The organism is Chamaesiphon sp. OTE_20_metabat_361, assembly GCF_031364565.1.
In genome coordinates this window covers 1-6,676 of the sequence record NZ_JANLWO010000145.1, presented here as the reverse complement: position 1 = coordinate 6,676, position 6,676 = coordinate 1, and the positions used below count along the sequence as shown (strand labels likewise).

Below are 6,676 nucleotides of genomic sequence, written 5' to 3'. Positions count from 1 at the left end.
ACCATCATATCCATCAGTTCTTGGTCGTTTGCCAAGTCTACAGAGGCTTCAGTTGCAAAGGAGAAAGGATACTTATGCTCGACCATCCACGGTAGTAATTCTTTGAGCAACAGTTTGACGTTGCGTTTGTTGCCGATGAAGTTGTCATCGACCATAAAGATACTCCGCCGCCAACCCAATTCGTAGAGATAATCGAGTTCCTTGAGCATTTGGGCGGGATCTTTCGTCCGGGGTTTGCGACCGTAGAGGACGATGATATCGCAGAACTCACACTGGAACGGACAACCGCGCGAAAACTGGACGGACATCTCTGCATAGGCATCGAATTCCAGCAGTTCAAAGCGGGGGATGGGAGTAGTGGTTACGTCGGGACGTTCGCCATTGGGTGCGCGGAAGGTGCCAGAAGTTTGTCCTTGTTTGACTGCTTCAACAAATAAGGGGATCGTCAGTTCGCCTTCATCTAAAATTAAATAATCTGCGCCCACCTCTGAGACTTCATGCGGCAATGCAGTAGGATAAGGGCCACCGACGGCGACGCGCTTGCCTCGGCGTTTGGCTTCTTGAATCTGGGCGAGTAAATCGGGTTTCTGGACGATCATTGCCGAGCAGATAACTAGTTCCGACCAGCTCCATTCAGCTTCGGTAACTTCGCGGACGTTGAGATCGACGAGCTTGTAATTCCACTCTTGAGGGAGGATAGCAGCAACGGTAATCAAGCCCAATGGTGGGATCAAAGCTTTACGACCCATCAATTCGATCATTTTCTCAAATGACCAAAAGCTCTTAGGGAAACGAGGGTAGAGGAGCAGAACGTTCATAAATATTATCTCCAAGTAACGGCATTCCCCGTTAGGTGGAATGATGGACGCATACAACTAACTGACTTTAGTTTAGTTGGTTTTGTTTCTTTGGCAACATGTTTTAGACTAACATCTTGCATCAAAACGAAATTACTGGTGTTCTGGTGGATAGTGGATAGTGGATAGTGGATAGCGATTCGCTGACTGAAACACATGCTCTTACACCCTCGGCGTGATTTCAGTTGCTGGTGCAAGATGTTAGTAGATCGATTTAATCCATATTAATCCAAAAATTTCCGCAGATCGAATTCTACTAGTTCGGTATTGTCGAGATCTACACTAGCCAAATTAGCGCCAGTCGGATCGATCGACTGACGATCTGCGATCGATTTCTGCCGTGCCGCTGCAACCGACAACATCAAGAGAATTCGTTCGGTATAGTCTACCGCGCCACATAATTCTCGATCGAGCAAATCCAATCCGCCGTTAGCATATTCTTCAAAGATCCCAATCCGCTGCTGTTCGACGTCAGCGCGATCTGGGGAAATCACATTAATATTTTCAGTAGCGGCGATCGCAATTAGTTTCATCACCGGATCGTAACCCCGCGCGATAAATATCTCGATACTAATCGACCCTGGTTCTTTTTTGGAAATTTCGCCCAGCGGCGTGCGTTGTTTGTGTTTGGCACCCAATACTGCGGCAAATAAAATCACGTCAGCATAGGTTTGAAACGGGCTATTATTGTCAGTCGCTGCGATTAGTGATTTGACTAATTCCGCTTTGTCTTTGGCAACGCGAATTCGATTTTCAGACATAAGTGTGGGTGCGGAGCTGCGATCTAAGGCGGACGAATATGAGTAAGATTATAGTTGTTAGGACACTCCAGCGATTGAAATCGCCGCTTGTGATGCAAAGTCCGCCTACGCGGACTAATTAGTATAGGAGGTTTTAAAAGTATAGATTAGCACTCGCAAACCCTAGAAATCCCCCCTAGCCCCCCTTTTTAAGGGGGGAACCGGATCGGAAGTGTCGTCCCAGTAGGGTGGGCACTGCCCACCATCTACATTTCGAGCCATAAAATCGATCTACGGGCAATCACCAGCGAGTAAACATTGCCGTTGACAAAGAATCAACCCAAACCAAGATTGGGGATCTGTCCAGACTTTGAGCGGTTGGAGCGCATGACTGGTGAGGGTATCGCTCAGAGTGGGAAGATGAAACTTGCGCGAGATTTCGGTGTGAATAGTTTCGCCCGATTGGAGGGAGATTTCTAAGCCCAAAGCGTTGAGTTTAATAGTTTGAGCTATCAGACTTTTGAGGTGCATTTCAATCTGACTGGCTACGGGATTAAAGAAGGCGTAATGTGCGAAATTATCGAGATTAAAGTTACCCTCAAAGCGATCGTTGAGATGCTGTAACATGTTGAGATTAAAAGCAGCCGTGATGCCTTGGGCATCGTTGTAAGCAGCTTCAAGGACAGCGATCGGTTTTTGGAGGTCGATACCTAAAAGAAAAAACTCACCGGGTTGGAGTGCCTGCTGGACTTGAGTAAGGAAGAGATCGCACGCTCGATCGTCCATATTGCCCAGCGTACTACCCAAGAACATCAGCATCCGGTTTTCTACCATGCGCGGGGGCAGCTTGGCGAGGGCGCGTTCGTAGGTACCTGCGACGCCGCAGACGTTGAGCTGGGGGTAAGTTGCGAGTAATTCTAGTGCGGTGGAGCGGAGGATACCTGCACTCACATCGATCGGGTAATAATGAAGGGGGTTGTCGAGTTGCGAGTAGGCTGCTAGTAAGGTGTGAGTTTTGCGGGAGCTACCGCTACCGAGTTCGACGATTTCACAGGCTCCAGTTAAGTCGATAATTTCCGAGACGTAGGTATCGAGAATGGCTTGCTCGGTGCGGGTGGGATAATATTCGGCTAAGTCAGTGATCTGCTCGAATAATTCTGAGCCGCGATCGTCATAAAAGTAGCGAGGTGGTAAGGTTTTAGGGGTTGACCTCAAACCAGCGATAATATCTTCACCCCGATCGATCGTCGGTAGATCTTTATCTACACTAATCCATCGCAGTCGATCGTGTTCGGTAGTTGTGGCGTTCATGTGGGTTTTTCCGTATCGATGACGGTTAAGGGTTGAGTCAGATCGGGCAGGCTCAAGTTGGCACGCATCGCCGTAGCTAAGAGCACAAAATTGTAACTTACCTTTCTTTATCAAAAACCCTATCCCTAAATAATAACAGGTGGGGATTTCCCTCCTTATCGATCGACCGTCTTGTAAGCCTTGCCAGCTAACAACTTTCTGGATAGATTTTGTAGATGAGATTACGCAGATGCAAATCTCAACAGCAATACAATCGATCGATTGAGTTAGCTCATTATGTGAATATCAGCCACTCCAACCCCATGCTACGATAGCGAAGGCGATTTACAGCAGAGCAGTGTGACCGAGGGGCAAATTTATCATCGCAAACAGAGCAGACAACCTAATGATGTGGCGACTGCAAGGGCACAAATAGCCAGCCAAGAACTATGGGGCGGCCCAGCCAGAAATATTTTTCAAAGCCATATTCCCAAAGTCAAGGCTTATCTTGAGAAATTGCCACAAGACCAAAACGGCATAAAGACGACAACAGGCATCGAATTTTATACTGAGGTCGAACCAGATCGTAATACTAAGCCAGGTGGTGTTTTATATTGGTCGGGAGAACGGGAAGGGGTTCGTACCGAAGATGAGTACGCTAAAATTAAGGTAAAGATCGCTTATTGCAACCAATTCGATCCGGTCTATATTGCTGATGACTAATCCTATAACTACCAAGAGTCAGCGCGTACGCTTTGAAGAAGTGACACCGACAAATGAGATCGTTGTCTATTTCAACGCGCAATTATCTTCTTTAGTTGCTGGTACGGGGTTGCCAATCTTTCAAGGCTATGACGACTTAGACGATATCCAATTCGCACATATCACGCTCCCATCAGGTAATACAGTGGTGCTGGGACAGTATGGAAATGCACCGGAAATCGGGGTAGACCTGTATGTCGATTTCAATCCTAAGAATAACCTATCGACGATCGCGGCGAATATTCCCGCTCTGGTTGTAGAAACTTTGCGATATCTAGCTATACCAAGAGCAACTGCGGTTTGGTTTCACCCAGATTATGAGCAAGAAATTGACCGTCTCTACTCCGAACACAGCGAGATTGAACCCATCGATAGGCTCGAATCAGGATTGTTATCCCCAAACGGAGAACGCGAACCCATCGATTGTTTCTACTATGCTCTGGAAATCTACACTAGAGACAAGTTGCCTGACTACTGGGCGATGCTCCAACACAATCTTGGTTTAGCTTACTTCGATCGGACTAAAGGGGAACGACAGGAGAATTTGCAAAAGTCGATCGAATGTTTTAACAAGTCTCTTGAAGTCTTCACCAAAGATAAGTTTCCAGCAAAATGGCAGATAAATCAGGAAGATCTGAGCCAGTCGCAGGAAGCCTTGAAAAACGATCGAATCTATTCATCCTCCCATAACCGATAAATCTATGACTATTGCCAAATCTAACGATGTTCGTGCGTATCCAGCCCCAGAAATTGTGACTTATATGGAGCAGCAAGCAGATCTGTTTGAAGCAGCAAAGCCCCAGCTAATAGAGCAATTTTTAGGTCGGTATGTTTGGTGTGAGAACGGACAAGTATTAGACTCCGATATCGATCGTGAAGTCCTAGTATTAAGAATCTACGGAGATGCCGAACCACGCCCTTTATTTATTCGCAAGGTAATGAACACAGAACCCAAACTACTAGTGCGTTCGGCTCCCAATTTGAAATAAAACATCATGGGAACTTATCGTTATACATCTGTTGGTGGAGATATTCCAGCAATTCCAGTAATGCCGCTAGAACTCATTCAACCAGGGAAATTCGAGCATCCTTCCGTCGTCGGTCAAGCTATCTTAGATACAGGTTCAGATTGTACACTTGTGCCCATTCCGTGGCTAATCCAAGTGAACGCTCAGGTATCAGATCGAGCATTGCGGATTCCAGTCTGCGGACAATTAAGTTTAGCGATTCCCCATTAAGTAGGTATTCGATTCGACCGATATCGCCATTTTGTATTTCGAGTCTATGGCTGTTCGGTAGATGATATCGGAGAAATGGCATTAGTAGGTCGGGATCTTCTGAATTTATACAGAGTTGAATTTGATGCTCCAAATGGGATATTCGCTATTTACTAGATTGATGAGGCATCATGCCAGATACCAGCGATACAGGTAAGCTTTCATAGGTCACAAAATATCGATCGCGCCAATCAGTAATATATCGACCGAACCAGATATCTTCGGGAATCAAATCGTGTGTATCAGCAATGCCCTGATTGTGACTGAGATGAATCTCGATGACATCGTGCGATTTCAATAATTCTTTACAGGTATTCTCCGTAGCTCGCTCGTTTCCCTGCTGCCAAATCAGAATATGAGATACATCTAATAACAGTGGAAAGTCCACCAAACTATCTAAACTAGAACACCAATAATCGACAGTAGGCATTACTTCTACTGCTACTGGTACCTGGAGAATATTTTGTAAGTCTAGTAACGAACGTTCTAGTTCGCTGCGGTTACATTCCCATCGACGTGGTGCATGAATAGAAACAGCTACAACATGTTGATTTTGCTGGATAAAGTCGGCATAAACCGACCATGTTTCGGGCTTAGAAAGTTTGAGTAGCTGCCGATGATTTTTCTCGTACAAGCAGGAATCATGCAAAATTAGCGAAATATTTGGATAATCAAAATCAACTCGACAATTACTACCGATCGCGAGTTCTAAATATTCTAATTGGAGTGAAGGTTTAAATAAGTCAAAAAGCTCTAGACATTCAGCGATCGGACAGATACCGATCGCAGATATACTCAATCCCAGCATAATTAAGGCTTAAAGTAAGTAATTTCTCGAACGGTTTCCCTACAGACACAAGCGAGTCTACCAAAGAGATTAGTATAAATTTTATCTATAACCTCATAGTGTTCTTCGATTGTTAATTTTTCCAAAATAGCCCAAGCATAATTACGTAAACTATCTTCAGCCCTCCATCGCAACTCATCTCGATCTTCATCCTCCCACCAGTCACGCTTAACAATTTGCAAATCTTGAGGGTGAGGTAAATCTGAAATATTATATTGTTTTACTAAATTATAAATATCTTGCTGAGAGATTTCTTCTACCTGTAGAGCTAAATGATAATCACCGCTGTAAGGATATTCATCTCTCACAATTATCTCTTTAATTGCCCGGTCGGAAGCAGCTTGGGCAGACGACCGATCGATATGAGTTGAAATAAATTTATGCGCCACCTCTTTATTCCACAAGTCATAACAGCTAACATCAATTTCTTCTCTGTAGATATTTTCACCATTATCATTAGAAAAATCCCAAATAGTATAGTCGCTGTCATTATAAGTCAAACCAGACTGATAAACACTCCAAACTATGTCACCTGGATTAAGCAAAATACCTCTAGGCAATAACTCCCAATCTCGTTCCGATAAAATTCGCGGGTCTAGATTATCTGAATTTAGCCTACAATAAGCATGATATCGAACGATAAGATTGTCGTCATGTGAATACTCGATTAATCGATCGATATCTGCTCGATCGAATTTAGCTATTGACTGAATACATCTAATTTTATCTAGTGGGTCTGTCATCATACTCCCTATTTTGATAGTTTGTAGTTTAATTAAAATCGGTCATGACATCGATGTATGAGTTTCGCTGATAGTCTTAGCCCGAACTGATATCAGTTGCCACATCGATCGATAGTAGCTTTATATTGAGGAAGTAAACATCAAAAACTCCCCTCTACCC

Annotated in this window: 9 protein-coding genes; 4 read left to right on the top strand and 5 right to left on the bottom strand. The window is 44.4% G+C overall.

Annotation, left to right across the window (positions count from 1 at the left end; all coding sequences use genetic code 11):
- From RMO35_RS04090 to egtD, 3 genes are all read right to left on the bottom strand, one after another.
- A partial coding sequence (locus RMO35_RS04090) for a B12-binding domain-containing radical SAM protein (RefSeq protein WP_309738740.1) occupies nucleotides 1–818 on the bottom strand: 818 nt, incomplete at its 3' end.
- A gap of 263 nt (nucleotides 819–1,081) precedes the next feature.
- Nucleotides 1,082–1,618: a DNA phosphorothioation-associated protein 4 gene (locus RMO35_RS04085; RefSeq protein WP_309738739.1), complete on the bottom strand. Its 537-nt coding sequence runs from the start codon at nucleotides 1,616–1,618 to the stop codon at nucleotides 1,082–1,084.
- A gap of 270 nt (nucleotides 1,619–1,888) precedes the next feature.
- On the bottom strand, nucleotides 1,889–2,908 hold the full coding sequence (gene egtD / locus RMO35_RS04080; RefSeq protein ID WP_309738738.1) for an L-histidine N(alpha)-methyltransferase: 1,020 nt from the start codon (nucleotides 2,906–2,908) through the stop codon (nucleotides 1,889–1,891).
- A 339-nt stretch (nucleotides 2,909–3,247) separates the two neighbouring features.
- On the opposite strand from egtD, the gene RMO35_RS04075 reads away from it, so the two are divergent.
- From RMO35_RS04075 to RMO35_RS04060, 4 genes are read left to right on the top strand one after another with little or no spacing between them, the layout of a single operon-like run.
- On the top strand, nucleotides 3,248–3,610 hold the full coding sequence (locus RMO35_RS04075; RefSeq protein ID WP_309738737.1) for a hypothetical protein: 363 nt from the start codon (nucleotides 3,248–3,250) through the stop codon (nucleotides 3,608–3,610).
- On the top strand, nucleotides 3,603–4,346 hold the full coding sequence (locus RMO35_RS04070) for a hypothetical protein (protein WP_309738736.1): 744 nt from the start codon (nucleotides 3,603–3,605) through the stop codon (nucleotides 4,344–4,346). Before RMO35_RS04075 ends, RMO35_RS04070 begins: the two co-directional genes overlap by 8 nt.
- Before the next feature lie 4 nt (nucleotides 4,347–4,350).
- A complete protein-coding gene (locus RMO35_RS04065) occupies nucleotides 4,351–4,638 on the top strand; it encodes a hypothetical protein (RefSeq protein WP_309738735.1) in 288 nt (95 codons plus the stop codon).
- A gap of 6 nt (nucleotides 4,639–4,644) precedes the next feature.
- On the top strand, nucleotides 4,645–4,887 hold the full coding sequence (locus tag RMO35_RS04060) for a hypothetical protein (protein WP_309738733.1): 243 nt from the start codon (nucleotides 4,645–4,647) through the stop codon (nucleotides 4,885–4,887).
- Nucleotides 4,888–5,032: 145 nt separating this feature from the next.
- On the opposite strand, the gene RMO35_RS04055 is transcribed toward RMO35_RS04060, so the two are convergent.
- Nucleotides 5,033–5,734, bottom strand: coding sequence for a hypothetical protein (locus tag RMO35_RS04055; RefSeq protein WP_309738732.1), 702 nt, complete (start codon nucleotides 5,732–5,734; stop codon nucleotides 5,033–5,035).
- A 2-nt stretch (nucleotides 5,735–5,736) separates the two neighbouring features.
- Nucleotides 5,737–6,519, bottom strand: a complete 783-nt coding sequence (locus RMO35_RS04050) for a hypothetical protein (RefSeq protein WP_309738731.1) — start codon at nucleotides 6,517–6,519, stop codon at nucleotides 5,737–5,739.
- Between the last annotated feature and the right edge of the window lie 157 nt (nucleotides 6,520–6,676).